This window comes from Novosphingobium sp. (genome assembly GCF_039595395.1).
Classification (GTDB): Bacteria; Pseudomonadota; Alphaproteobacteria; order Sphingomonadales; family Sphingomonadaceae; genus Novosphingobium.
Genome location: NZ_JBCNLP010000001.1, coordinates 3,965,142 through 3,987,215, shown reverse-complemented (window position 1 = coordinate 3,987,215; position 22,074 = coordinate 3,965,142). Strand labels below are relative to the sequence as shown.

The 22,074-nt window shown below is 64.8% G+C and carries 21 protein-coding genes and 1 pseudogene; 16 read left to right on the top strand and 6 right to left on the bottom strand.

Features of this window, described 5'->3' with window-relative positions:
• Positions 1–105: 105 nt before the first annotated feature.
• The 4 genes and pseudogenes from ABDW49_RS18185 to ABDW49_RS18170 form a co-directional block, all read left to right on the top strand.
• Positions 106–873 (top strand): annotated as a pseudogene (locus ABDW49_RS18185) (division plane positioning ATPase MipZ); the annotation flags it as partial.
• 276 nt (positions 874–1,149) lie between these two features.
• Positions 1,150–1,482: a molecular chaperone DnaJ gene (locus tag ABDW49_RS18180; protein WP_343613679.1), complete on the top strand. Its 333-nt coding sequence runs from the start codon at positions 1,150–1,152 to the stop codon at positions 1,480–1,482.
• Positions 1,479–2,960, top strand: a complete 1,482-nt coding sequence (locus tag ABDW49_RS18175) for a phosphomannomutase/phosphoglucomutase (RefSeq protein ID WP_343613677.1) — start codon at positions 1,479–1,481, stop codon at positions 2,958–2,960. Before ABDW49_RS18180 ends, ABDW49_RS18175 begins: the two co-directional genes overlap by 4 nt.
• Positions 2,957–5,392, top strand: a complete 2,436-nt coding sequence (locus ABDW49_RS18170) for a ligase-associated DNA damage response DEXH box helicase (protein WP_343613675.1) — start codon at positions 2,957–2,959, stop codon at positions 5,390–5,392. Before ABDW49_RS18175 ends, ABDW49_RS18170 begins: the two co-directional genes overlap by 4 nt.
• Positions 5,393–5,489: 97 nt before the next feature.
• On the opposite strand, the gene ABDW49_RS18165 is transcribed toward ABDW49_RS18170, so the two are convergent.
• The 4 genes from ABDW49_RS18165 to ABDW49_RS18150 all read right to left on the bottom strand — a co-directional run bounded on the left by ABDW49_RS18165 (position 5,490) and on the right by ABDW49_RS18150 (position 8,168).
• Positions 5,490–5,948 (bottom strand): biopolymer transporter ExbD, encoded by a 459-nt coding sequence (locus ABDW49_RS18165; protein ID WP_343613673.1) that lies wholly within the window; start codon positions 5,946–5,948, stop codon positions 5,490–5,492.
• Between the two features lie 60 nt (positions 5,949–6,008).
• Positions 6,009–6,542, bottom strand: coding sequence for a biopolymer transporter ExbD (locus ABDW49_RS18160; RefSeq protein ID WP_343613671.1), 534 nt, complete (start codon positions 6,540–6,542; stop codon positions 6,009–6,011).
• Between the two features lie 136 nt (positions 6,543–6,678).
• A complete protein-coding gene (locus ABDW49_RS18155) occupies positions 6,679–7,443 on the bottom strand; it encodes a MotA/TolQ/ExbB proton channel family protein (RefSeq protein WP_343613669.1) in 765 nt (254 codons plus the stop codon).
• A gap of 83 nt (positions 7,444–7,526) precedes the next feature.
• On the bottom strand, positions 7,527–8,168 hold the full coding sequence (locus ABDW49_RS18150) for an energy transducer TonB (RefSeq protein ID WP_343613667.1): 642 nt from the start codon (positions 8,166–8,168) through the stop codon (positions 7,527–7,529).
• A 400-nt stretch (positions 8,169–8,568) separates the two neighbouring features.
• On the opposite strand from ABDW49_RS18150, the gene ABDW49_RS18145 reads away from it, so the two are divergent.
• The 7 genes from ABDW49_RS18145 to ABDW49_RS18115 all read left to right on the top strand — a co-directional run bounded on the left by ABDW49_RS18145 (position 8,569) and on the right by ABDW49_RS18115 (position 15,404).
• Positions 8,569–9,417: a hypothetical protein gene (locus tag ABDW49_RS18145; RefSeq protein ID WP_343613666.1), complete on the top strand. Its 849-nt coding sequence runs from the start codon at positions 8,569–8,571 to the stop codon at positions 9,415–9,417.
• Between the two features lie 339 nt (positions 9,418–9,756).
• Positions 9,757–11,115 (top strand): homoserine dehydrogenase, encoded by a 1,359-nt coding sequence (locus ABDW49_RS18140; protein ID WP_343613665.1) that lies wholly within the window; start codon positions 9,757–9,759, stop codon positions 11,113–11,115.
• Positions 11,116–11,335: 220 nt separating this feature from the next.
• The gene (glpX, locus tag ABDW49_RS18135; protein ID WP_343613663.1) at positions 11,336–12,316 is read left to right on the top strand and encodes a class II fructose-bisphosphatase; all 981 of its coding nucleotides are present in this window, start codon (positions 11,336–11,338) and stop codon (positions 12,314–12,316) included.
• Positions 12,317–12,515: 199 nt separating this feature from the next.
• Positions 12,516–13,451, top strand: a complete 936-nt coding sequence (locus ABDW49_RS18130; RefSeq protein ID WP_343613661.1) for a ribose-phosphate pyrophosphokinase — start codon at positions 12,516–12,518, stop codon at positions 13,449–13,451.
• Between the two features lie 11 nt (positions 13,452–13,462).
• On the top strand, positions 13,463–14,128 hold the full coding sequence (locus tag ABDW49_RS18125; protein ID WP_343613660.1) for a cyclase family protein: 666 nt from the start codon (positions 13,463–13,465) through the stop codon (positions 14,126–14,128).
• Between the two features lie 25 nt (positions 14,129–14,153).
• Positions 14,154–14,954 carry an inositol monophosphatase family protein gene (locus tag ABDW49_RS18120; RefSeq protein ID WP_343613659.1) on the top strand — a complete coding sequence of 267 codons (801 nt, stop codon included), beginning with the start codon at positions 14,154–14,156 and terminating at the stop codon, positions 14,952–14,954.
• Positions 14,955–14,984: 30 nt separating this feature from the next.
• On the top strand, positions 14,985–15,404 hold the full coding sequence (locus ABDW49_RS18115; protein WP_343613657.1) for a gamma-glutamylcyclotransferase family protein: 420 nt from the start codon (positions 14,985–14,987) through the stop codon (positions 15,402–15,404).
• Between the two features lie 137 nt (positions 15,405–15,541).
• Here ABDW49_RS18115 and bfr read toward each other — a convergent pair whose 3' ends face one another.
• Positions 15,542–16,024, bottom strand: coding sequence for a bacterioferritin (gene bfr, locus ABDW49_RS18110; protein ID WP_343613654.1), 483 nt, complete (start codon positions 16,022–16,024; stop codon positions 15,542–15,544).
• Between the two features lie 149 nt (positions 16,025–16,173).
• Positions 16,174–16,350 (bottom strand): ferredoxin, encoded by a 177-nt coding sequence (locus tag ABDW49_RS18105; protein ID WP_343613652.1) that lies wholly within the window; start codon positions 16,348–16,350, stop codon positions 16,174–16,176.
• A 402-nt stretch (positions 16,351–16,752) separates the two neighbouring features.
• On the opposite strand from ABDW49_RS18105, the gene rpmI reads away from it, so the two are divergent.
• From rpmI to pheT, 5 genes are all read left to right on the top strand, one after another.
• Positions 16,753–16,956, top strand: a complete 204-nt coding sequence (rpmI, locus tag ABDW49_RS18100) for a 50S ribosomal protein L35 (RefSeq protein ID WP_068094383.1) — start codon at positions 16,753–16,755, stop codon at positions 16,954–16,956.
• Between the two features lie 13 nt (positions 16,957–16,969).
• Positions 16,970–17,332, top strand: a complete 363-nt coding sequence (rplT, locus tag ABDW49_RS18095) for a 50S ribosomal protein L20 (protein ID WP_343613650.1) — start codon at positions 16,970–16,972, stop codon at positions 17,330–17,332.
• A gap of 276 nt (positions 17,333–17,608) precedes the next feature.
• The gene (locus ABDW49_RS18090) at positions 17,609–18,391 is read left to right on the top strand and encodes a helix-turn-helix domain-containing protein (RefSeq protein ID WP_343613648.1); all 783 of its coding nucleotides are present in this window, start codon (positions 17,609–17,611) and stop codon (positions 18,389–18,391) included.
• A 105-nt stretch (positions 18,392–18,496) separates the two neighbouring features.
• Positions 18,497–19,603, top strand: coding sequence for a phenylalanine--tRNA ligase subunit alpha (gene pheS, locus ABDW49_RS18085; RefSeq protein ID WP_343613646.1), 1,107 nt, complete (start codon positions 18,497–18,499; stop codon positions 19,601–19,603).
• A gap of 15 nt (positions 19,604–19,618) precedes the next feature.
• Positions 19,619–22,006: a phenylalanine--tRNA ligase subunit beta gene (pheT, locus tag ABDW49_RS18080; RefSeq protein WP_343613645.1), complete on the top strand. Its 2,388-nt coding sequence runs from the start codon at positions 19,619–19,621 to the stop codon at positions 22,004–22,006.
• Positions 22,007–22,074 lie beyond the last annotated feature (68 nt).

Below are 22,074 nucleotides of genomic sequence, written 5' to 3'. Positions count from 1 at the left end.
TGCCTTGCCCACAGCTTTGTGGGGGAATCTTGGCCTTTTCCCTAGCGCCTTGGCGCCGCAACGGGCAATATGGCGTGGATCATCCGCCACAACAACAGGTCAGCTATGGCTTCCCCTCATCGCATCGTTTTTGCCAATGAAAAGGGTGGCACCGGCAAGTCCACCACGGCTGTGCATGTGTCGGTGGCGCTGGCCTATCTGGGGGTGCGCGTCGGCTGTATCGATCTCGATCCGCGCCAGCGCACGCTTCACCGCTATCTGGAAAACCGCGCCGAGACGATGCGCCGCAAGGGTTTCACCCTGCCCACCGCCAAGTTCGAGGTGTTCAAGGGCACCACGGTGGAAGAGCTGGACGCGCTGGCCGAGCAGGTGGCGCAGGATGTCGATTATCTGATCTTCGACACGCCGGGGCGTGACGATGAATTCGCCCGCCATATCGCCACCACGGCGGATACGCTGATCACCCCGCTGAACGACAGCTTCGTCGATTTCGACCTAATCGGTCAGGTGGACCCGGAGACCTTCAAGGTCCGCCGCCTGTCCTTCTATGCCGAGCTGATCTGGGAAACCCGCAAGAAGCGCGCTCAGGCCACGATCGCGCAGAACAAGCGCGAGATGGACTGGGTGGTGGTGCGCAACCGTACCGGCCATATCGAGGCCCGCAACATGCGCCGCATCAACGAGGCCTTGCAGGAGCTGTCGAAGCGTGTGGGCTTCCGCATCGCCTCGGGCCTGTCGGAGCGCGTGATCTATCGCGAGCTGTTCCCCGCCGGGCTGACCTTGCTGGACAAGGACTATCTGGGCGATCTGGGCACCAGCCATCTGGTCGCGCGGCAGGAGCTGCGCGGGCTGATCGCGGGTCTGGCTCTGCCTGCGCCGCCCAAGCGGCAGGCGGAGCCGGTTGCCGCGCCCGCACCGGTGCAGCATGCGGCACCGGTACAGCATGCGCCTCAGGAACAGCAATCTCCGGGTCATGCCCCCTATAATTCCGCCCCCCAACAGCCGTCCTCTGATCCGCAGGGACCGGTGACGGGTGGAGCGGCGCGCTGGTCCTACACGGCCTGACCTAGAGCATCGTGCGAAAAAGTGGGAACCGGTTTTTCGCAAAAACGATGCGGCAACTGAGGGCAAGCAGGCGGAGCCGGACGGATGATGAAGCTGATTTCACTGGCTTTTGTGCTGGTGCTTCTGTGTAAATTCGTGCTGGGCCGCTATCCTTGGGAAATCTGGCGCATCGTGCCGATCGACCGGGGCGGGCGCGACAGCACCGAGAAGCGTGAACAGCGCGCGCTGAACAAGGCCCGCAATCTGCTGGGCATCCATGCCTATGCCACCCGCAGCGAGATCATCGAGGCCCACAAGCGCCTGCTGACCAAGGTCCACCCCGACCGCGGCGGCAGTGAGGCGCTGGTGCATGAAGCCAATGCGGCGCGCGACACGCTGCTGGAAGCGCTGGTGCTGCGTGACAGGCGCTTTGGGTGAGCGAGGCCGTGAAGGCAGGGGCTGAGGCACGTTTGGGTAAGGGCCTCGATCCGTCGATCCTGCGTGACTATGACATTCGCGGTGTGGTGGATGTGACGCTGCATGAGGCTGATGCCCGCGCCGTGGGTGCCGGTTTCGCCGCCGTGATGCGCGAGAAGACGGCCCCAAGGACCCCGCGCATTGTGGTGGGCCGCGATGGCCGCCTGTCCTCCCCCCGGCTGGAGGAAGCGCTGGTCGAAGGGTTGAGGGCCGGCGGCGCCGATGTGGTGTGCATTGGCCTGTCGACCACACCGATGCTCTATTACGCCGAGGCTGCGCTGCGGCTCGGTGAACTGGCTTCAGCCCAGCCAGTGGATGGCGGCATTCAGGTAACTGGCAGCCACAATCCCAAAGATCACAATGGCTTCAAGCTGGTATGCGCGGGCCTCCCCTTCTTCGGCGCCGATCTCCAGCGGCTCAATGCAAGGATCATCGGCGGGGTTCCTCAGGCGCCGGTCATCCCGCAGGGCCTTGTGGAGCAGCGCGAGGTCCTCAAGGCTTACATCGACCGGCTGCTCGTCGATCTCGACAGTGTGGATGCCGAGGCCTTGCGATCCCTGCGCATCGGCTGGGATGCCGGCAATGGCGCCGCCGGTCCGGTGATCGAGGCGCTGACCGCCCGCCTGCCGGGTGAGCATCACCTGCTCTTCACCGATGTCGACGGCGATTTTCCGCATCATCATCCTGACCCCACTGTTGAAACCAATCTGGCCGATCTGCGCGCTCTTGTCGTGGCGAAACGGCTCGATTTTGGTGTGGCTTTCGATGGCGATGCCGATCGGATCGGGCTGATCGACGGGCAGGGGCGGGTGGTCTGGGGCGATCAGATCCTGGCTATTCTCGCCCAGGATCTGCTGGGGCGCCTGCCGGGCGCGGAAATTCTGGCTGATGTCAAATCCTCGCAAGCTTTGTTCGACCATGTCACGGCCTGCGGCGGGAGGCCCAGCATGTGGAAGACCGGGCACAGCCATATCAAATCCAGAATGAAGGAAAGCGGCGCGCCGCTGGCCGGAGAGATGACCGGCCACATCTTTTTCGCCGAGAACTGGTACGGTTTTGACGATGGCGTGCTGGCCGCGCTGCGCCTGATGGCGGCCACGGCGGGGCTGGGCCGCTCGATCGCCGATCTGGCCTCGGCCCTGCCGCAGAAAGCCGCGACGCCCGAATTGCGGATCGCCGTGGCGCCGGGCGAGCGCCCGCTCGATCTCGTGGCGGCGGTGCGTCGGGCGGTGGAGGAGGTTGCGGAGGCCGAGGGGCTGGAGATGAACCCCATCGACGGTCTGCGCGTTACCTCGGCGGATGGCTGGTGGCTGCTGCGCGCCTCGAACACGGAGGCCAAGCTGTCGGCACGGGCGGAAGGGCATGATGCGATGGCGCTGGACCGGGTGATGGCGGATCTGAAGGCGAGGCTGGCCGCTGTCGGCGTGACGCTGGGGTGAGCCTGCCCCCTCCCGGCTTGCGGCCCGCTCTGCCCGAAGCGCTGGCGGCATGGTTTGCCGGGCGCGGCTGGCAGGTGCGGCGCCATCAGCTGGAGATGCTGGCGGCGGCGGGCGGCGGTTCCCATGCCCTGCTGATGGCCGACACCGGATCGGGCAAGACGCTGGCCGGTTTCCTCCCCACGCTGGCCGATGCCGTCGAGGGGCGGATCGGCGAGGGTCTGCACACCATCTATGTGTCGCCGCTCAAGGCCCTGGCGCAGGATGTGCGGCGCGGGCTGATGAGGCCGGTCGAGGATCTGGGGCTGGACCTGCGGATCGAAACGCGCAGCGGCGACACCTCCTCCGAACGCAAGGCCCGCCAGCGCAGCAATCCGCCCCATGTGCTGTTGACCACGCCGGAATCGCTCGCGCTGCTGATCAGCTATCCTGAAAGCGCAGAGCTGTTCTCCACCTTGAAGCAGCTTGTGGTCGACGAGATCCATGCCTTCGCGCAAGGCAAGCGCGGCGACTTGCTGGCGCTGACCTTGGCACGCATCCAGTCTCTGGCGCCTCAGATGCGCCGCCTGGGCCTCTCCGCCACGCTGGCCGATCCGGAGGCCTATCGCGGCTGGCTGGCCCCCAACGGCAGGCGCGAGGATGTAACGCTGGTGCTGGGCGACCCCGGCGCTCCGGCTCAGGTCGAGGTGATGCTCCCCGAAGGTGCCCGCATCCCGTGGAGCGGCCATGCCGCCGCCTGGGCAGTGCCGCAGATCATGGCGGCGATCCGCGCGCATCGCACCACGCTGGTCTTCACCAACACGCGCTTTCTGGCGGAATATATCTTTCAGCTCCTCTGGGATGTGAATGAGGAGAACCTGCCCATCGGCATCCACCATGGCTCGCTGGGGAAGGAAGCCCGCGCCAAGGTCGAGGAGGCCATGGCGCAGGGGCGGTTGAGGGCGCTGGTCTGCACGGCCAGCCTCGATCTGGGGGTGGATTGGGGCGATGTCGATCTGGTGATCCAGATGGGGGCGCCCAAGGGGTCCTCGCGGCTGCTGCAGCGGGTGGGCCGCGCCAACCACCGGTTGGACGAACCGAGCCGCGCCCTGCTGGTGCCGGGCAACCGTTTCGAATTTCTCGAAGCCATGGCGGCCCGCGATGCCGTTGCGGCGGGCGAGCGCGATGGCGAGCCCTTTCGCGCCGGGGCGCTGGATGTGCTGGCCCAGCATGTGATGAATGTTGCCTGCGCCGGGCCTTTCGAGGCCTCGGCCTTGCATGCCGAGATTCGTCAGGCCGAACCCTATGGCTGGGTGGGTGAGACCGAGTGGGACCGCGTGCTGCATTTCATCGGCCATGGCGGTTATGCGCTGACGGCCTATGACCGCTTCCGCCGCATCGTGCCCGAGGGTAGGCCCGGCTGGTATCGTCTGTCGCACCCCGACATGGCCGGGCGGCATCGCTTGAACGCCGGGATCATCGTCGATGCCGAGATGATCGAGGTGCGCTTCCGCAACGGCAAGGCGTTGGGCCGGGTGGAGGAGGAGTTCGCCGCCCAGCTTGGCCCCGGCAGCACCTTTCGCTTCGCCGGGCTCGATCTGGAGGTGGAGGGGCTGGCCGATGGCGCGCTGGTGGTGCGGGCCTCACGCAAGGCCGGGGCGATCCCCAGCTATATGGGCGCGCGCATCCCGATCAGCAGCCATCTGGCCGGGCGGGTGCAGGAGTTGCTGCATGACCCCGCGCGCTGGCGCGAGTTCCCCGAGGATGTCCGCCAATGGCTGGAGGTGCAGCAGCGCAAGTCACGCCTGCCCGATCCCGGCAGCCTGCTGGTGGAAAGCTTTCCCCATCAGGGCCGCTTCTACAGCGTGTTCTACACCTTCGACGGCTGGCCCGCGAACCAGTCGATCGGCATGCTGCTGACACGGCGCATGGCGACGCAAGGCCTGTCGCCGCTGGGTTTTGTGGCCAATGATTATGCGCTGGCGGTCTGGGGGCTGAAGCCGGTCACCGATCCCGCCGCGCTGCTCTCGCCGGAAATCCTGACCGATGAGTTCGTCGCCTGGGTGCAGGATTCCTATCTGCTGCGCCGCGCCTTTCGCGAGGTGGCGGTGATCGCCGGACTGATCGAGCGCCAGATTCCCGGCACCCGCAAGACCGGGCGGCAGGTCAGCTTCTCGACCGACCTCATCTATGACGTTTTGCGCCGTTATGAGCCCGACCATCTGCTGCTCGATGCCGCCTGGGCCGATGCCCGCGCGCGGATGACCGATGTGGCCCGCGTGGCCGATACGCTGGTGCGCGCTCAACAGGGGCTGGTGCATGAGGTGCTGGAGCAGGTCTCGCCGCTGGCGGTGCCGGTGCTCTGCATGATCGGGCGCGAGAGCCTGCCTGCTGGCGCCGCCGATGATGCGCTGCTGCTGGAGGCCGAGGAACTGGCCGCAGTCGCGATGGGGTAGGGGCGATGGGGTAGGGGCCTGACGGGCCTTCCTCTTCACCCAAAGAAAAAGGGGCGGATTTCTCCGCCCCTCAATCCGTTTATCAAGTGCCTGAGGCTTACTGAGCCTTGGGGGCACCCGGTGCCTTGCCGAACGTCGCAAAATGCTCGTTACCGACAAAACCGAACTTGGTCACACCCGAAGCCTTGATCAGGTTCAGCGTGTGAGCCGCCAGGTCGTAACCGGCCTGGGCGTCGGGCTGGTACTGCAGCTCGGGCTCAGGGTTCATCTGAGTCGAGGTCTGCAGGTTGGCCGCCAGAACGCTTTCGTCGATCTGGGTGCCGTTCCACACGATGTGGTCATCGGCGGTCAGCACGACCTTGTTCTTCACAGGGTCAACCGGGGGCTTCACCGCGTTGGGCGGCGGAGGTCCGGGCAGATCGATGTTCACCGCATGGGTGGCCACCGGGATGGTAATGATGAACATGATGAGCAGCACGAGCATGACGTCGATCAACGGCGTCGTGTTCATTTCGCTCATCGGTTCGCCTTCGGCGCTTCCGGCTGACATAGCCATGAGCATTACTCCTTAATCAGGCGGCCCAGTCAGATCGTCGTCTGTGGGCCGACCGAATGGTTAGCCGTTCGGATCGACCGGGGTCGAGATGAAGCCGACGGTGGGATAGCCCGAGATCTGCACGTTGTAGATCGCACCAGCGACGCAGCGCCAGGGCGCATTGACGTCGGCACGGATGTGAACCTGCGGAACCTTGTCGGGCTCGGCCTTCAGAGCTTCGGGACCGCCTTCGCGCTTGATGATGGCATCGAGACGCTTGAAGGCCTGATCACGCAGCTCGGTGTCGTCGACCGGCATGATGTTGTTGAAATAGATGCGGCACTCGCCACCGCGAGAAGAACCTTCGTAGCCCGGATCACCCGCGCTGCGACCAGCGCTGTCGGTGGTGGCCACCGAGAGAAGCAGGTTCTCGACCTTGTCCTTCGATTCCGAAGAAACCATGATCGGGATGTGAAGATTCTTGATCGTCTGGATCGCGACCGGAACCGCGATCAGGAAGATGATCAGCAGCACCAGCATGACGTCCACCAACGGCGTGGTGTTGATTTCGGACATCGGCTTGTCTTCGCCGCCGCCGCCTACTGACATTGCCATGGGATTTTATCCTGTTCTTGCATGATCCCCCGGAGGGGAAGGGGGAGGAGCGGGAGGCCGCATGCTGCCTAAGCCGCCCCGCCCGCCTGAACCGTGATCGGATCAGGGAGATCCGATCACGTTACGTCATACAGCCTTAGGCCTTCGCGACGGGCTTGGCAGCGGCCGGAGCCGGAGCAGCCTTGGGGGCAACAGCAGCGGCAGCAGCCGGCTTGATGGTGCCCTTCGAGTTGATGTAGGCCAGAATGTCGTTCGAGAAGTTCGACAGCAGCTCGGCGATGCGCTTGTTGCGGCTCATCAGGAAGTTGTAGGCGAGCACGGCGGGAACGGCCACGAGCAGACCGATGGCGGTCATGATCAGAGCTTCACCGACGGGACCGGCAACCTTGTCGATCGAGGCCGAACCGGCGATGCCGATGGCGATCAGGGCGCGGTAGATGCCGACCACGGTACCGAACAGACCCACGAAAGGCGAGGTCGAACCCACGGTGGCGAGGAAGGGCAGGCCGCGAGCCAGATAGGCGTTGATGCCGCCCTCGGTGCGGGCCAGCGAGCCGTGCAGCCAGTCATGGGCTTCCAGGGCGTCGACCAGCTTCGAGTGCTGCTCTTCAGCGGTCAGACCGGCTTCGACCAGATCGCGCACGGCGCTGTTCTTCTCGAGCTTGGCAACGCCGTCCTTCAGGGTGGGGGCCTTCCAGAAAGCACCCAGACCGTTGAGCTGACGGAAAATCTTGGCCTGATCGTTCCACTTGGTGAACAGGATGAAGAACGAACCGAAGGAGAAGATCGCCAGAATGGTAACGATGGTCCACGACAGGGCGCCGCCCTGCTGCATGGCTTCCATGAAGCCGAACTTGTTCTGGGGGGCGGTTTCGCCAGCGGCCAGGATCTGAGTAAGCATGCGAAAGTCCTCTCAAGCGAGAAATTGATTAATGTAGACCGACAGGCGTGCCTGATGGTGCCCGTCGTTTTGGGAAGAAGAAATCAGTCCTTGGGGACGACCCACTTCACGCGGCTGGCATAGCTGCCGGCCATGGCGTGGCCATCGGGATCTGCTGCCGGCTTGAAACGCGCGCGGCGCGTCACATACTGGCAGGTCGCCTTGTCGAGCTGGTCATTGCCGCTCGAACTGGTGACCTCGCAACCCGAGACCTTGCCGCTCGCGTCGATGGTGACGCGGAAGCCGGTCACACCCTGAGCGCCCTCGCGCAGCGGACCCGAGGGATAGTCCTCAGGCGTCACCCACTGACTGGGATCGCCCTTGGGCTGAGCCTGCGTGGCAGGACCCTTGGGGGCCGGCGGCGGCGGCGGAGCCGGAGGCGCGGCAATGAGCACCGGCGGCGGCGGCGGAGCCGGCGGCGGCGGTGTCAGAACCGTCTGGATCGGAGGCGGCGTCACGTTCACGTTCACAGGCGGCGGCGGCGCCACGATGGGCGGCGGCGGCGTATCCTGCTTGGGAGGCGGCGGCGGCGGCTCCGGTTTTTTCTCTTCCTTGACGTCCACAGTGGTCACTTTCTTCACCACGGCCTTGATACCTTCGTAGGCAAGACCGGAGATCAGAGCATAGCCGATTGCGACGTGAATCAAGGCAACGATGACAAGCGCGGTAATACGATTACCGCTCATCTGTTGATCAGCGTAGGCCATTCAGACGCATCACTCCATCACAACCCCGGGAATATCCCGGCGCAGCCATGTGCACGCGCAGGGCTGAATGTCCCTGTGCGCATCCATGGCAAAAAACTGTTTTTCCACCCTGCCGGAAGTTTCCGGAAATGCAATATTCCGCCTTGCTGCAAGGCAACACCTTGCGACTTGGCGGACATGGCATATATGGGCCTTGTTATCGGCTGGCCCCTGATTACCGGTGCTTTAACCGGCCCGGTCGGCTCGTGCAACGCCTTAATCGGCTAGGGCGTGGCCTTAAGAGAAAATTCATATAGGATCGGCTCTTGCTGGCCGACCACCCTGTGGTCTAGTCAGGGCCGAAGGTGCTAATTTCCTGATAATACTGGAGTTGCCTTGCATGGGAATGTCGCGGTGGACTGGTCTGGCCGCTCTGGCGGGCGTTTTGGCGCTGATTCAGCCGCATGGGGCAAATGCCCTAGCCGCGCCGCCGCCTGCCGCTCCCGCGCTGCATTACGCCGACCTTGTCGATCTGGCTGATTCGGCCCCGCTGGTGATCCGCGCTGAGATTCGCAACGCCGATCTGCTGCCCGCCGCCCGCGCGCCCGATGTGCGTCCCGGCTGGGGACGGCTCTATGTCGAGGCGGTCGCTTCGGGCGCGTTGCGCGGCATGGTGCCGCAGGGCATGCTAATCCGCTATCTGGCCGATGTGCCACTGGGCCCCAAGGGCAAGGTGCCGCCTTACAAGAAGCTGTCGGTGCTGCTCTTCGCCCGAGGCAAGGCCGGGTCGGATGAGGTGCAGCTTGTCGCGCCCGACGCCCAACTGATCTGGAATCAGGATCTCGATGTGCGGGTCCGCTCGCTGCTCAGCGAACTGGGTGCCAGCGACGCCCCGCCGCGCATCAATGGCGTGACCCAGGCGCTGTTCGAGCCCGGCAATCTGGTGGGCGAGGGCGAGACGCAACTGTTCCTCTCCACCGCCAACGGTCAGCCCGCGACGATCACGGTGCTTCACAAGCCCGGCCAGCCGACGAACTGGAGCGTTTCCTTCTCCGAGGTGGTCGATGCGCGCGGTCGCCCGCCCGTGCCCGATACGTTGCCCTGGTATCGTCTGGCCTGCGGACTGCCCCGCTCGCTGCCGAATGGGGTGAATGTCTCGGACAACAATGACGACCGGGTGCAGGCTGCCGTCGATTACGAGAATATCCTTCACGATCTGGGGCCGTGTGAGCGGGCTCGGGGGCATTAAGGAGTTGAAGGGATAAGTGCGAGGGCCATCGCCCTCGCGCTCCCTTTAATGTCTGCGTTGTGCTTCGGGTTCGGCCTTGCGCAAAGTTTGCTGCGCCGCAGGCTTTCAAACGATAGAGGGCGCCGGGGTTTTTTGCCTGCGGCGCCTTTTCGTTGCGCTGTTGGAGAGTTATGCGCCACGACCGGGAGCCACTGCCCAATCGTCGGAAGACGTCATGGGAGCGCGAGGGGGTAACCCCCTCGCAACTTTGCTTCCTTCTTGCACCCTCCCAAGAAACTATAACATTGCGAACCCAGCCCCGGACGATTAGGGCCCACCCCTGAAACCAAAGGGGATACCATGTCCGACCTGACCAATGCTGCCGTTGCTTCCACTCGCCGTCCGCCGCTGCGCATTGCGCTGGCCGGGCTGGGCACGGTGGGCGCGGGCGTCATTCGTCTGGTGGAGGCCAACGCCGACCTGATTGCGCGGCGGGCGGGCAGACCGGTGCAGATTACCGCCATCAGCGCGCGCGACCGCAGCAAGGATCGCGGCGTCGATCTTTCGCGCTTCGCGTGGGAAGACGACATGACGGCCATGGCCGCCCGTGAGGATGTCGATGTGGTGGTCGAGCTGGTGGGCGGCTCGGACGGCCCGGCGCTGACTCTGGCGCGCAATGCCATCAAGCATGGCAAGGCGCTGGTCACCGCGAACAAGGCGATGATCGCGCATCATGGCATGGAGCTGGCGGGCACCGCCGAGGCCAAGGGCGTGGCGCTGCGTTTCGAGGCGGCGGTGGCGGGCGGCATCCCGGTCATCAAGGGCTTGCGTGAGGGTGCGGCGGCCAACAAGGTCGAGCGGATCTATGGCATCCTCAACGGCACCTGCAATTATATCCTCTCGACCATGGAGGACACGGGCCGCAGCTTCGCCGATGTGCTGAGCGAGGCCCAGAAAAAGGGCTATGCCGAGGCCGATCCCACCTTCGACATCGAGGGGACCGATGCGGCGCACAAGCTCTCGATCCTCTCGGCGATCGCCTTTGGGTCGCAGATCGATTTCGCCTCGGTCGACACCAGCGGGATCAGCCGCATCTCGGCGGCGGATATCGCCGAGGCCGAGGCACTGGGCTACATCATCCGCCTGATCGGCATGGCCGAGAGCGATGTGGGGCCGAACGGCAAGGCACGGTTGTTCCAGCGCGTGCAACCGCATCTGGTGCCGCGCGACAATCTGCTGGCCCATGTCGATGGCGCCACCAATGCGGTGGTGGTCGAGGGCAATTTCTCGGGCCGTCTGCTGTTCCAGGGCGCGGGCGCGGGCGATGGCCCCACCGCCAGCGCCGTGGTGGCCGACATCATCGACATCGCGCGCGGCATGGACACCGGCTTTGAGGCGGACATGAGCTTCTCGATCTCGGTCGCCGAGCTGGAGGCGATGGCGCCGGCCCCGGCGGACCATCGTTCGGGCCGCAGCTACATCCGCTTTATCGTCGCGGATCGTCCCGGCGTGCTGGCCGAGATCACCGCCGCGATGCGCGATGCAGGTGTCTCCATCGAAAGCCTGATCCAGAAAGGCCATGCGGCGGACGATGGCGTGCTGGTGGCGATGGTCACGCATGAAGGGCCGGAGGCGGCGGTGACCAAGGCGCTGGCGCTGCTCGATGGTTCGACCAGCCTGACCCAGCCGCCGCTGGTGCTGCATATCCTCAACGACTGATCGCGCGAAAGCGCCGGGAAAACGGGGCGGGTGAGGGGATGCCTTCAACCGCCCTTTTTCGTGCGTCATCCTCCCGTGCGGCATTGGCTCGACAAATGGGGTCTCGATGGCTAAGTGAGCCGCCGCATAGGTATTCATAGCAGTTCCGGGCGCGGTTTTGGTCCGATCTGTCAAGAAAATGGCCCTACAAGGGCATCAATCGCAAAGGATTCCGAAAGATATGACCTCAACTCCGGCCAGCAAGGTTCTCGACCGCGTTCTCGTGCTCGAAATGGTGCGGGTGACCGAGGCCGCGGCGATCTCCGCCGCCAAGCTGATCGGCCGGGGTGACGAGAAGGCCGCCGATGCCGCCGCCGTGGAGGCGATGCGCGCCGCGCTCAACGAGCTCTATATGGACGGCACGGTGGTGATCGGCGAGGGCGAGCGTGACGAGGCCCCGATGCTCTTCATCGGCGAGAAGGTCGGCGCGGCGCAGGGTGTGGGGCCCAAGATCGACATCGCGCTCGACCCGCTGGAGGGCACGACCATCACCGCCAAGGCCGGTCCCAACGCTCTGGCCGTGCTGGCCTGCGCGGAAGAGGGCAATCTGCTCAACGCGCCGGACGTCTATATGGACAAGCTGGCGGTCGGCCCCAACTATCCCAAGGGCATCATCAGCCTCGACAGGACGCCCACCGAAAATGTGCAGGCGGTGGCCGCAGCCAAGGGCGTGAAGCCCGACGAGATCATCGTCTGCGTGCTTGACCGTCCGCGCCATGCCGCGCTGATCGAGGAGCTGCGTGGCATCGGTTGCGGCATTCAGCTCATCCCCGATGGCGATGTGGCGGGCGTGATCGCCACCACCGATGAGGACACCGGCATCGACATCTATATGGGCAGCGGCGGCGCGCCCGAGGGCGTGCTGGCGGCGGCGGCCCTGCGCTGCGTGGGCGGTCAGTTCAATGGGCGCCTGCTGTTCCGCAATGAGGATGAGAAGGCCCGCGCCCGCAAATGGGGCATCGAGGACCTGAACAAGATCTATCAGCTTGAGGAACTGGCCAAGGGCGACTGCATCTTTGCCGCCACCGGCGTCACCGACGGTTCGCTGCTTTCGGGTGTGAAGCATCGTCGCGGCGGGACCATGACCACCGAAAGCGTGGTGATGCGCGCCAGCAGCGGCACGGTGCGCTGGGTGAAGGGCGAGCATCGCAAGCACGATTAAGGTGTGAGGGCAGGGCGCGAAGCTCCGGGCGTGTCCTGTCTGCCACCCCTTGGCGCGAAGTGGCTCAAAAGGGCGCTTTGGCTCAAGGCGGATGTTGCATTCGTATGACCTTCGGTTAAGGGGGCGCGCAAAGCATCCCCTGCGGCGGTTTCCCCGGCTGGAATCGCCACGACGTTCTGGACACAAAGGGCTCCGCGCGATGAAGATCATGACCGGCAACAGCAACCTGCCTCTGGCCCGTGCCATTGCCGCCTATCTGGAAATCCCGCTGACCAACGCCAGCGTGCGCCGTTTCGCCGACGAGGAAGTCTTCGTCGAGATCAACGAGAATGTGCGCGGCGAGGATGTCTTCGTCGTCCAGTCGACCAGCTATCCGACGAACGACAATCTGATGGAGCTGCTGATCTGCATCGATGCGCTGCGCCGCGCCTCGGCCAAGCGGATCACCGCGGTGATGCCCTATTTCGGCTATGCCCGTCAGGACCGCAAGCCCGGACCGCGCACCCCGATCTCGGCCAAGCTGGTGGCGAATCTGATCACCACGGCGGGCGCCGACCGCGTGCTGGCGGTCGATCTGCACGCCGGGCAGATCCAGGGCTTCTTCGACATCCCGACCGACAATCTCTATGCCGCCCCCACCATGGCCGCCGACATTCAGGCCCGCTATGGCGATGGTGAGCTGATGGTCGTCTCGCCCGACGTGGGCGGCGTGGTGCGCGCCCGCGCGCTGGCCAAGCGCCTCAACAACGCTCCGTTGGCGATCGTCGACAAGCGTCGCGACAAGCCCGGCCAGAGCGAGGTGATGAACATCATCGGCGATGTGAAGGGCCGCACCTGCATCATGATCGATGACATCATCGATTCGGGCGGCACGCTGTGCAACGCGGCTCAGGCGCTGATGGATGCGGGCGCGGCCAGCGTCACCGCCTACATCAGCCATGGCGTGCTGACCGGCGCCGCCGTCAGCCGCGTGACCAATTCCGCGCTCAAGGAGCTGGTGATCACCGACTCCATTCTGGCCACCGAAGCCACCCGCGATTCCGACCGCATCCGTATCCTGACCATCGCCCCGTTGATCGGCGAGGCGATGCGCCGTATCGCTGACGAAAGCTCGGTATCCAGCCTTTTTGACTAAGGAAAACAATCATGAATGGTTCGACGCAGCGTCTGGTTGAGTTGAACCATGTGATTGAAGAGGGCATGGTCACCTATAAGGGCGTGCCCGGCCCGGTGATCTGCGACTTTCTGGCGCGCGAGGCCTCGCTGGGGCTGTATGAGGGCGACACCACCTTCCAGATCGGGCGGATCGATATGGTGGCCAACACCGGCACCTATCTCGACACGCCCTTCCATCGCTGGGCCGATGGCGCCGATCTGTGCGGCGTGGGGCTGGAGCAGGTGACCAACCTGCCCGGTCTGGTGGTGCGCCATGAAGGCCCCGCCATCGGGCCGGAGGCTTTTGCCGGGCTGGATGTGAAGGGCAAGGCTGTGCTGGTCCACACCGGATGGGACAGGCACTGGCGCAGCGAGACTTACCTTGCGGGCCATCCCTTCCTCACCGCCGAGGGCGCCACCTTCCTGCGCGATTCCGGTGTGGCGCTGGTGGGGATCGATTCCCACAACATCGATGACACCGCAGGGAAGGCACGGCCCGTCCACAGCATCCTGCTGCGCGCCGGAATTCCCATCGTCGAGCATCTGACCGGGCTTGACGCTCTGCCCGATGAAGGCTTTGTCTTCAACGCGCCGCCGCCCCGCGTGAAGGGCATGGGGACTTTCCCCGTGCGTGCTCATGCGGTGATCCCCGGCTGACTTTTTGCGAGCAGGATGCCTTCTGATGCCCCCCATTCTTCGACTCGATGACGATATTGCCCTTGCCCAGCGCCTGGCCGAGGCGGCTGGCGAGGCGATCCGCCCCCATTTCCGCAGCGGCGTCGCCACCGAGCGCAAGGCCGATGCCAGCCCGGTAACGCTTGCAGACCGCGCCGCCGAGGAGGCCATGCGCCGCATTCTCAAGGCTGAACGCCCGCAGGACACGGTGATCGGCGAGGAGTTCGGTACGGATGAGGGCACCTCGGGCCGTAGCTGGGTGCTGGACCCCATCGATGGCACGGCAGGCTTTCTGGCCGGGCGCGCGATCTTCGGCACGCTGATCGCATTGGTGGTCGAGGGTTGGCCGGTGATGGGCGTGATCGACCAGCCTATCGCGGGGGAGCGCTGGATCGGCGCCTCGGGCAAGCCGACGCTGTTCAATGGCCAGCCGGTGAAGACGCGTTCCTGCCGCACCTTGGCCGATGCGACCATCGCCACCACCGGGCCGCATTATTTCAGCCAGCATGATGGCGACCATTTCATGCAGCTGGCCAGCAAGACCGATTATCGCCGCATGGTGATGGGCGGCGACTGCTACAATTACGCCATGCTGGCGAGCGGTCATCTGGATATCGTCTGTGAGGCGAACCTCAACCTGCATGACTGGGCTGCTCTGGTTCCGGTGGTGGAAGGCGCGGGTGGCCTGATGTGCGACTGGAATGGCGATCCGCTGCATGTCGGATCGAGCGGCCATGTGCTGGCGCTGGGCGATCCGGCGCGGCAGGACGATGTGGTCGAGGCGCTGATGGGCGGCCATCACCATTGATGGCCCCTTGAAGCAGGGAGTGCGGGGTTGATGATCCCGCCTGCCTTCTTTTTCTATGGCACTTTGATGGCGGGGATCGACCATCCGCTGGCGCGCGTATGGCATACGGCGCTGGCGGAAGGGGAGAAGGGCTGGGCGCAGGGGCGCCTCTGGGCGGTTCCTGACCCTGAGGGCTGGTATCCCGCATTGCTGCCGGGTGAGGGCAGGGTGACGGGGATGTTGCATCGCCCGCTGGCAATCTTCGATGTGGCGATGCTGGCGGCGATGGATCGCTATGAGGGTGAGGCTTATCGGCGCTTGCCGATCACGGTCACGCTGGCTTCGGGAGCGGTGCGGGCGCAAGCCTATGTCTGGCAGGGCGCGTTGCCTGCGGGCGCCGTGGCGCTGGAAGATGGGGATTTTGCCGCTTTCCTCGCGCGGAGCGGCGAGACCTCTTATCGCGGCGGCTAGGTCAGGCGCCCGGTTGGGGGCCACTGCCATTGCGTCGGGAGACGTTATGGGAGCGCGAGGGGGTAACCCCCTCGCATCTATCCTTTTAAACCCTACCGGTGCCCGAGGTCTGGCACCCCGACACCGGCATCAGGGCTTCAGCTTTCCTGAGCGGGTTCGCTGTTGAGCTGGATGTAGTTCTGGATGCCCATGTTGGCGATCATGTCGAGCTGGGTTTCCAGCGTGTCGACATGCTCTTCCTCGCTTTCGAGGATCTTCTGGAACAGGTCGCGGCTGATGAAGTCGCGCACGCTTTCCGAATATTCGATGGCTTCCTTCAGCAGGGGAATCGCGTCCATCTCAAGCGCCAGGTCGGCCTTGATGATTTCCTCGGTGTTCTCGCCCACGCGCAGGCGGCCCAGGTGCTGGAAGTTGGGCAGGCCGTCGAGGAACAGGATGCGGTCGGCGAGCTTGTCGGCGTGCTTCATCTCGTCGATCGATTCGTGGCGCTCGAACTGGGCCAGCTTATGGATGCCCCAGTGATCGAACAGGCGATAATGCAGCCAATACTGATTGATCGCGGTCAGCTCGTTGTAGAGCGCCTTGTTCAGATATTCGATGACCTTTTCGTCACCCTTCATGGTGTGTCTCCAACAGGAATGCGGTGCGGTGGGTTGACCGGGCTATGAACCTGTTGACCGATAAGGGCAAGCTGCGGGCACGACAAAACAGGGCGGAGCGATCCACCCTGCTGGAATCTCAGAGCGTTATGAGGGGGAAGGTCCGCCCCTCAGACCGCGACGGACGCCCTTTCATTGGCCACAATCACATCGGCATCGTGAAGGCACTGGCAGCAGCGAGGGGTATGGCCCATCGCTTCATACAGCGTTTCGGCGTCGCCGCCCTGGCAACGCGCGGCGCAGCGCAGGTCTTTTTCACGAATGGCATTGCAGATGCAGATATACATGGCATGGCCCGCAGATCAGGTGTTGGGCCCTCTCTAATGCGAAGCGTTCGCATTGGCAATGGTTTTTGCATGTCATTCGCAGAAACTGCGGTGAGCTGAGTAGGGTTTTGAGTCTGTTTGAAAATCCGGCGGAAGGGCCGGATTTTAGCGGTGCCAGCCCTCTCCCCCGGCCCGGCCACCCATAGGATACCACCGTTAGGGTAGCCGGGCCGGGGGAGAGGGCTGGCACCGCGCTGAAAATGCAGGCAACCGACTCCTTCGCTTGCCAAGTCGACGCTTTGTCCGTAAGGGCCCGCGCTTCAACCGGCTCGGATGAGTCTCTTCACGGAGATTCGTCGGCCCGCCTGGCCATCAAGGGCTGCCACGGCGAGCTGACCGAGCTGCGAACGCAAGGAGTCGAAAATGCCCAAGCTCAAGACCAAGAGCGGCGTGAAAAAGCGCTTCAAGCTCACCGCCACCGGCAAGGTGAAGCACGGCGTCGCTGGCAAGCGTCACCGCCTCATGAGCCATAACGCCAAGTACATCCGCCAGAACCGCGGCACCGAAGTGATCTCCGACGCCGATGCGAAGGTGATCAAGAAGTGGGCGCCCTACGGGCTGAACTGAGGAGTACTGAAGTATGGCACGTGTCAAGAGGGGTGTTACCACCCGCGCCAAGCATAAGAACATTCTGGAGCAGGCCAAGGGTTACCGCGGCCGCCGCAAGAATACGATCCGCGTCGCTCGTCAGGCCGTCGAAAAGGCCGGTCAGTACGCTTACCGCGATCGCAAGATCAAGAAGCGCACCTTCCGCGCCCTGTGGATCACGCGTATCAACGCGGCTGTCCGCGCTGAAGGCCTGACCTATTCGCAGTTCATCCATGGCGTGAAGCTGGCTGGCATCGAGCTGGACCGCAAGGCCATGGCCGACCTGGCGATGAACGAAGGTGGCGTGTTCACCGCCGTCATCGCTCAGGCGAAGGCTGCTCTTCCCGCCGCGTAAGTTGCAGGGCAGAGGGGGCTGCTTTGGCAGCTTCCGCTGGCAAAAAAGATCAAAGGCGTCGATCCCTCCGGATCGGCGCCTTTTCTTATTGTTGAATTTGTTGCAATTTGTTGAAAATCCTGACACGGCAGGCGTCATAAGAAAAACCAAGGAGTTTTTCGGATGTCGCGCGCCTGCCAAGTACAAGTTCGTTTCTTTCGGCCCCCCGCTGAACTGAGTCGGTATTTTACGACATTTTACCTAGCCGAGATCGACGTGCCCGAAGGTGGGCGCGCGGTGGATTACCTACATCCGGAATGGGCCAATCTGCGTTTCCATTCGGGTGAGCGACTGTCGGCGGAAAATCATGTTGGTCAGGCGATCGACAAGGTCGATTTCGCGGCCACCGGTCCCAGTGGCCGGGCGCTTCGCTTCGAGGTCGGCACGTGCCGTATCTGGGGCATCGGGCTGATGCCGCTGGGCTGGGCCAAGTTCGTCGCCGCTCCGGCCGATGCGCTGGCCGATGCGGTGGTCGATGGGCAGGAGCATGAGGCCTTCGCGGCCTTCCGCCCGCTGGCCGACACGCTCTTCGGGGCGGAGCCTGATGTGGAGGGCGAGCTGGCTCGCATCTCCGCCCATTTCCTGAGCCGCGCGGGCGAGTCTCTGGCCGATGAGGAGCGGATCATGGCGGTGCACACCGCGCTGGTCGATCCCGACGTTTCCACCGTCTCGCAACTGGCCGAGCGGGTCGGTGCCAGCGACCGCACGGTGGAGCGGGCCTGCGCGCGGGCCTTCGGCTTCTCGCCCAAGTTGCTGCTGCGGCGCCAGCGGTTTATCCGCAGTCTCTCGCAGTACATGCTCGACCCTTCGCTCAAGTGGATCGGCGCGCTTGACGGGCATTACCACGACCAGGCGCAATTCGTGCGCGAGTTCCGCGAGTTCATGGGCATGACCCCGCGCCAATATGGCAAGCTGGAGCATCCGATCCTCGACGCTATCGTCAACGAGCGCGCCCGGCTGGCGGGCGCGGCGATGCAGGCGCTCGATACGCCCGATGGCCAGCGCGGCAGCGGACGCTGAAGCGGAAAGGCCCGACCCTAATGGATTGCGCTGTCTGGCCGGGCGGCTTAAGGAGCCCGGCTGAAACAGGGGGCTTTCCGCTCCCGCACAATACCGGACAGGCTGATGATCGATTTGGATGCTCTTGGAACGCAAGCGCTGGGCAAGATTGCCGCAGCGACTGATCTCGACGCTCTCGAGGCGCTGCGGGTCGAGTTTCTGGGCAAGCAAGGCTCGATCTCGGGCCTGATGAAGACGCTGGGCGCGATGAGCCCGGAAGAACGCCAGACGCAGGGCGTGGCGATTCAGGCTTTGCGCAGCAGCGTTACCGATGCGCTGGCCGAAGGCAAGGCCAAGCTGGAGGCCGCCGCGCTGGAGCGCAAGCTGGCCGCCGAGACCATCGACCTTAGTCTGCCCGCGCCCGAGGCGCCATTGGGCAGCGTCCACCCCGTCAGCCAGGTGATGGACGAGCTGGCCGAGATCTTCGCCGATCTGGGCTTCGCCGTCGCCAGCGGGCCGGAGATCGAGGACGACTGGCACAATTTCACCGCGCTCAACATGCCCGAGAGCCATCCGGCGCGCGCGATGCATGACACCTTCTATCTGCCCGACCTGACGGCAGAGGGCCGCGAGATGGTGCTGCGCACCCATACCAGCCCAGTGCAGATCCGCGCCATGCTGGCGGCGGGCGGCAACCAGCCGCTGCGCATCATCGCGCCGGGCCGCGTCTATCGCAGCGATTCCGATGCCACCCACACGCCGATGTTCCATCAGATCGAAGGTCTGGTGATCGGCAAGGACATCCATCTGGGTCACCTGAAGTGGACTCTGGAAACGCTGCTCAAGGCCTTCTTCGAGCGCGAGGACATCTTGCTGCGTCTGCGCCCCAGCTACTTCCCCTTCACCGAGCCCTCGGTCGAGGTCGATACGGGCTATTCATGGCAGGATGGCCGCCGCGTGGTTGGCGGCAGCGGCGATGCAGAGGGCCATTCGTGGATGGAACTGCTGGGCAGCGGCATGGTCAATGCCCATGTGCTGCGCGCGGGCGGCTATGATCCGGCGGAATGGCAGGGCTTTGCCTTTGGCGTGGGCGTCGATCGCCTCGCCATGCTGAAATATGGGATGAACGATTTGCGGGCCTTCTTCGATGGCGATGCGCGCTGGCTGAGCCATTACGGCTTCTCCGCGCTGGACGTGCCGACCCTGTCGGGCGGCGTCGGTGTGAACGCATAAGAAGGGCTGGACCACATGAAATTCTCTCTCTCGTGGCTCAAGGCCCATCTCGACACCGATGCCAGCGTCCAGCAGATTTCCGATGGGTTGAACGCCGTCGGTCTGGAAGTTGAGGGTATCGAGGACCCGGCGCAGAAGCTGAAGGGCTTCCGCGTGGCGAAGATCCTCACCGCCGCGCAGCATCCCAATGCCGACAAGCTGCAGGTGCTGACTGTCGACACCGGCGAGGGCGACCCCCTGCAGGTCGTCTGCGGCGCGCCCAATGCGCGGGCCGGTCTGGTTGGCGTGCTGGGCCTGCCCGGCGCTGTCGTGCCCGCCAATGGCATGGTGCTGAAGGTGGCCGCCGTGCGCGGCACCGAATCGAACGGCATGATGTGTTCCATGCGCGAGCTGGAGCTGGGCGAGGGCCATGACGGCATCATCGAACTGCCCGAAGACGCGCCCGTGGGCACCGCTTTCGCCGAGTACCACGGCGCCGATCCGGTGTTCGACATCGCCATCACCCCCAACCGCCCGGATTGCATGGGCGTCTATGGCATTGCGCGCGATCTGGCGGCGGTTGGTCTGGGCACGCTCAAGCCCATCGCCGCGCCCGGCATCGCTGGCAGCTATCCCTGCCCGGTGGCAATCGCCACGCAGGACGCAGAAGCCTGCCCGGCCTTTTATGGTCGCGTCATCAAGGGCGTGAAGAACGGCCCCAGCCCGGACTGGCTGCAGGAGCGCCTCAAGAGCGCTGGCCAGCGCCCGATCTCGGCGCTGGTGGACATCACCAATCTGGTGATGCTGACCTATGGCCGCCCGGCGCATGCCTATGATCTGGCGAAGCTCTCCGGCCCGGTGGTGGCGCGTCGCGCTGTCGAGGGTGAGGTCTGTCTGGCGCTCAACGGCAAGGAATACACGCTCGACGCCGGGATGACGGTGATCGCCGATGATGCTGGCGTGCATGACATCGCCGGCATCATGGGCGGCGAGCATTCGGGCTGCTCGGACGACACCACCGACGTCCTGCTGGAAATCGCCTATTTCAACCCCGAGCGCATCGCCGCCACGGGCCGCAAGCTGAACCTCACCTCGGATGCGCGCAGCCGTTTCGAGCGTGGCGTCGATCCCGCCTTCCTCGACACCGGCCTCGATCTGCTGACGGGTCTGGTGCTGGAGATCTGCGGTGGTGAGGCTTCGCAGGTGGTGCGCGCGGGCGAGGCGCCTGCCACGCCCAAGGTTGTGGCCTATGATCCGAAGCTGGCCGAAACGCTGGGCGGCGTGAGCATCCCCGGCGACGAGCAGAAGCGCATTCTGGCCGCTCTGGGCTTCGTGGCTGCCGATGACTGGTCGGTCACCGTGCCCGGCTGGCGCCCCGATGTGGATGGCGCGCCCGACATCGTCGAGGAAGTCGTCCGTATCCATGGCATCGACAAGGTGGAGAGCGTGCCTCTCCCCCGTGCCGATGGCGTCGCCCGCCCCACCGCCACCCCGGCCCAGAAGCTGGAGCGCCGCGTGCGCCGCGCCGCCGCCGCGCGCGGTCTGAACGAGGCCGTCACCTGGTCCTTCCTGCCCGTGCCCGAGGCCGAGCATTTCGCTTCTGGCGATCTCTGGGTGCTGTCCAACCCGATCAGCGAGGATCTCAAGGCCATGCGCCCCTCGCTGCTGCCGGGGCTGCTGTCTGCCGCTCGCCGCAATCTGGCGCGCGGTGCTTCGGGCCTGCGCCTGTTCGAGATCGGGCGGCGTTATCTGCGCGGGGCCGATGGCCGCAGCGATGAAAAGCTGACGCTCGCCGTGGTGCTGGTGGGCGAAAAGACCCCGCGCGGCTGGGCCACCGGCAAACCCCAGCCTTTCGACGCTTTCGACGCCAAGGCCGAAGCCGTGGCGCTGCTGGCGCAGGCCGGTGCCCCGGTGGACAGCCTGCAACTGATGGGCGAGGCCGGTCCTCAATTCCATCCCGGCCAGTCGGCCACCTTGCGCCTTGGGCCCAAGAATGTGCTGGCGCGTTTCGGCGTGCTGCATCCCGCCACGCTGAAGGCCTTCGACATCGATGCGCCGGTGGCGGTGGCCGAGATCTATCTCGACGCCATCCCCGCCAAGAAGGGCGCCGCCGGTTTTGCCCGCGTCAACTACGCACCGCCCGCGCTTCAGGCGGTGAAGCGCGACTTCGCCTTCCTCGTGCCGGTGGGCCGCGCGGCGGGCGATGTGCTGCGCGCGGTGCGCGGGGCCGACAAGGCGACCATCGTGGCCGCTCGCGTCTTCGATGACTTCCGTGGTCAGGGCGTGCCCGAGGGACAGAAGAGTCTGGCCATCGAAATCACCCTCCAGCCCGGCGAGAAGAGCTTCACCGATGCCGATCTGAAGGCCATCGCCGACAAGGTGGTGGCCGCCGCCGCCAAGCAGGACGCTGTGTTGCGCGCCTAACAGCCTGTCGTGATTAAGTTTTGCGTTTACGACCTTGCCCTTTGCGGTGCCAGCCTCCAGTCTGGTGC

What these genes read in the sequence shown, in the direction of transcription:
- ABDW49_RS18180 (WP_343613679.1), top strand. Translation starts at nt 1,150, where the DNA reads ATGATGAAGCTGATTTCACTGGCTTTTGTGCTGGTGCTTCTGTGTAAA.
- ABDW49_RS18165 (WP_343613673.1), bottom strand. Translation starts at nt 5,948, where the DNA reads ATGGCTATGTCAGCCGGAAGCGCCGAAGGCGAACCGATGAGCGAAATG.
- ABDW49_RS18160 (WP_343613671.1), bottom strand. Translation starts at nt 6,542, where the DNA reads ATGGCAATGTCAGTAGGCGGCGGCGGCGAAGACAAGCCGATGTCCGAA.
- ABDW49_RS18155 (WP_343613669.1), bottom strand. Translation starts at nt 7,443, where the DNA reads ATGCTTACTCAGATCCTGGCCGCTGGCGAAACCGCCCCCCAGAACAAG.
- ABDW49_RS18150 (WP_343613667.1), bottom strand. Translation starts at nt 8,168, where the DNA reads ATGAGCGGTAATCGTATTACCGCGCTTGTCATCGTTGCCTTGATTCAC.
- ABDW49_RS18145 (WP_343613666.1), top strand. Translation starts at nt 8,569, where the DNA reads ATGGGAATGTCGCGGTGGACTGGTCTGGCCGCTCTGGCGGGCGTTTTG.
- ABDW49_RS18140 (WP_343613665.1), top strand. Translation starts at nt 9,757, where the DNA reads ATGTCCGACCTGACCAATGCTGCCGTTGCTTCCACTCGCCGTCCGCCG.
- glpX (WP_343613663.1), top strand. Translation starts at nt 11,336, where the DNA reads ATGACCTCAACTCCGGCCAGCAAGGTTCTCGACCGCGTTCTCGTGCTC.
- ABDW49_RS18130 (WP_343613661.1), top strand. Translation starts at nt 12,516, where the DNA reads ATGAAGATCATGACCGGCAACAGCAACCTGCCTCTGGCCCGTGCCATT.
- ABDW49_RS18125 (WP_343613660.1), top strand. Translation starts at nt 13,463, where the DNA reads ATGAATGGTTCGACGCAGCGTCTGGTTGAGTTGAACCATGTGATTGAA.
- ABDW49_RS18120 (WP_343613659.1), top strand. Translation starts at nt 14,154, where the DNA reads ATGCCCCCCATTCTTCGACTCGATGACGATATTGCCCTTGCCCAGCGC.
- ABDW49_RS18115 (WP_343613657.1), top strand. Translation starts at nt 14,985, where the DNA reads ATGATCCCGCCTGCCTTCTTTTTCTATGGCACTTTGATGGCGGGGATC.
- bfr (WP_343613654.1), bottom strand. Translation starts at nt 16,024, where the DNA reads ATGAAGGGTGACGAAAAGGTCATCGAATATCTGAACAAGGCGCTCTAC.
- ABDW49_RS18105 (WP_343613652.1), bottom strand. Translation starts at nt 16,350, where the DNA reads ATGTATATCTGCATCTGCAATGCCATTCGTGAAAAAGACCTGCGCTGC.
- rpmI (WP_068094383.1), top strand. Translation starts at nt 16,753, where the DNA reads ATGCCCAAGCTCAAGACCAAGAGCGGCGTGAAAAAGCGCTTCAAGCTC.
- rplT (WP_343613650.1), top strand. Translation starts at nt 16,970, where the DNA reads ATGGCACGTGTCAAGAGGGGTGTTACCACCCGCGCCAAGCATAAGAAC.
- pheS (WP_343613646.1), top strand. Translation starts at nt 18,497, where the DNA reads ATGATCGATTTGGATGCTCTTGGAACGCAAGCGCTGGGCAAGATTGCC.
- pheT (WP_343613645.1), top strand. Translation starts at nt 19,619, where the DNA reads ATGAAATTCTCTCTCTCGTGGCTCAAGGCCCATCTCGACACCGATGCC.